Origin of the sequence: Streptomyces niveiscabiei (genome assembly GCF_001419795.1) — a bacterium.
Lineage (GTDB): Bacteria > Actinomycetota > Actinomycetes > Streptomycetales > Streptomycetaceae > Streptomyces > Streptomyces niveiscabiei.
Map to the genome: position 1 here is coordinate 1 of NZ_LIRL01001329.1, position 2,183 is coordinate 2,183.

Annotated in this window: 2 protein-coding genes; both read left to right on the forward strand. The window is 72.7% G+C overall.

Annotation, left to right across the window (positions count from 1 at the left end):
• The first annotated feature begins 276 nt into the window (after nt 1–276).
• Nucleotides 277–1,539 carry a helix-turn-helix domain-containing protein gene (locus AOK24_RS43690; protein ID WP_055725374.1) on the forward strand — a complete coding sequence of 421 codons (1,263 nt, stop codon included), beginning with the start codon at nt 277–279 and terminating at the stop codon, nt 1,537–1,539.
• A 19-nt stretch (nt 1,540–1,558) separates the two neighbouring features.
• Nucleotides 1,559–2,183 (forward strand): TIR domain-containing protein (locus AOK24_RS43695; RefSeq protein WP_055725375.1); only part of this gene is annotated, 625 nt, incomplete at its 3' end.

The following is a 2,183-nucleotide window of genomic DNA, read 5'->3' on the forward strand; positions in this document are numbered from 1 at the left end:
CCACCTCGCCCCCACTCCCCAACCCGTTCCCACTACTCACACCCTCATAGATACCAAACCCCACTGACAACGCCCGCCGAGCCGCCCACGGAAAAGATCTCCGCCACCGGGCACCCCCGTGTCCGAAACCGCTTTCTCGACACCTGCGGCGCGGCCGGATTCGCTCCACTGAGAGGAAACGGGAAACGCCTGTTTCGCCTTGTTGGGCCCCGGACGACTGCCGCAGGCTGAAGCGCGGCGCTCGTCGGCGGTGGCCGGTGAGCGACGGAGGTCGATGTGCTGGAGGAGACGCGGGACTTCGGGCAGGAGCTGCGCACCAGGCGGCTCGCGGCACGGTGGTCCCTGCAACAGCTCGGGCTGCGGGTGCACTACAGCAAGGGCTACCTCAGCAAGGTGGAACGAGGGCTGACGCCCCCGACGCCCGAGCTGGCCCGGCTGTGCGACAGCGAGCTCAAGGCGGACGGGGCGCTCGCCGCGCTCGTTCCGCGCCGGCACACCGGACCGTCCGTACCTGTTCCCGGCAACGACGACGAGGTGTGGTTGATGCGACTGAGCAAGGACGGTCCGAGCTCGTTCCAACCGGTGACGCGCCGGGGGCTGATCGCCGCCGGAGCCGCGTCGGTCCTCACCCTGCACCCGGGCGCGCCGGCTCCGGCACAGGAGGGTGCCGAAACGGTTCTGGACGTCTCCCGCGCACTGTTCGACCAGTACCGCAGGCTCGGCCAGGCGTCCGGCCCGGCGGGCGTGCTGCCGCCGCTCATCGCGCAGATCCACACCCTGGAGCAGTTCGCGAAGCAAGGCGGCACCCGTGGCCGGCAGCCCTTGCTGCGGCTGGCCGCCCGGTACGCGGAGTACGCCGGCTGGATGGCGCAGGAGAGCGGCGACGACACCGCCGCGATCTGGTGGACGGACCGCTCCGTCCATCTCGCCGACGCCGGAGCGGACCCGGTCCTAGCGACGTACGCGCAGGTCAGAAGGTCGCTGGTGAGCCTCTACCGGGGTGATGTCACCGAGGCCGCCGACCTGGCCGTCCTCGCCCTGCACAGCGCGGCTCCGCTACGGGTCCGGGGCCTGGCCGCCCAGCATCTGGCCCAGGCGAGGGCGGTGGCCGGCGACCACGCGGGCTGTCTGCGCAGCCTCGACCAGGCCCGCGACCTGCTGGCGGCCGACGCCGCCGACCCCGGCCAGCCCGTCCTCGGCGCCTCCCATGTGCCCGACGTGGTGTCGATGTTCACGGGCTGGTGCCTGTACGACCTGGGCCGGGCCCGGGAGGCGGCGGAGCTGTTCGACCGGGAGACGGCCCGGATCCCGCCGCACGCCTACCGGACGCGGGCCCGGTACGGCGTACGCCGGGCGCTCGCCCACGCGGTGGCGGGCGAGATCGACCACGCCTGCCTGATCGCCGCCGACCTGCTGCCGTCCGTCCGGCTGGTGCACTCGGCGACCGTCTCCGCCGACCTGCGCCGCCTCACCCGGGTCCTGCGCCGGCATGCCCGCAACCGCTCGGTGCGCGACCTGATGCCTCATCTGCCCCTGTGACCCCGAAGGGACCCGACCCATGCACGAGATCTTCGTCAACTACCGCACCAAGGGCGGCAAGGAGACCGCCTACCTCTGCGACCAGGCCCTCTCGGCCCGCTTCGGCCGGGACTCCGTCTTCCTCGCCAAGAAGTCGATCGAGCTGGGCGACAACTACGCCGGGGTGCTGGACGGCGCGGTGCGCCGCTGCCGGGTGCTGCTCGCCCTGATCCACGAGGGGTGGGCGGACACCCCCGACCGTGACCGGCCCGACCGGCCGGCCCTGCACGCCCCGCAGGACTGGGTGCGCCGGGAGATAGAGGAGGCGCTGGCGTCGGGCGCGCTGATCGTGCCGGTGTTCATCGGCCGCCACGTGGAGCAGCTGGACCCCCGGCGGCTGCCGCAGTCGATCGCCGAACTCGCCGAATGCCAGTACACCCGGGTCGAACTCGCCACCTTCGACGACGACATCACCCGCCTCGGCGACCGCCTGTCCGGCCAGATCCCGGCCCTGGCCGCCCTCGACAAGACCCGCCCCGCCGAACAGCGGCCCGCCCCGGAGCAGCCCCCGGCCGTACGCAACGACCACCAGCGCGGCGGTATCGGCAACGTCGCCGCCAACGTCGGCACCTACGTCAACGACGCCCCCGGCCCCATGAACACCG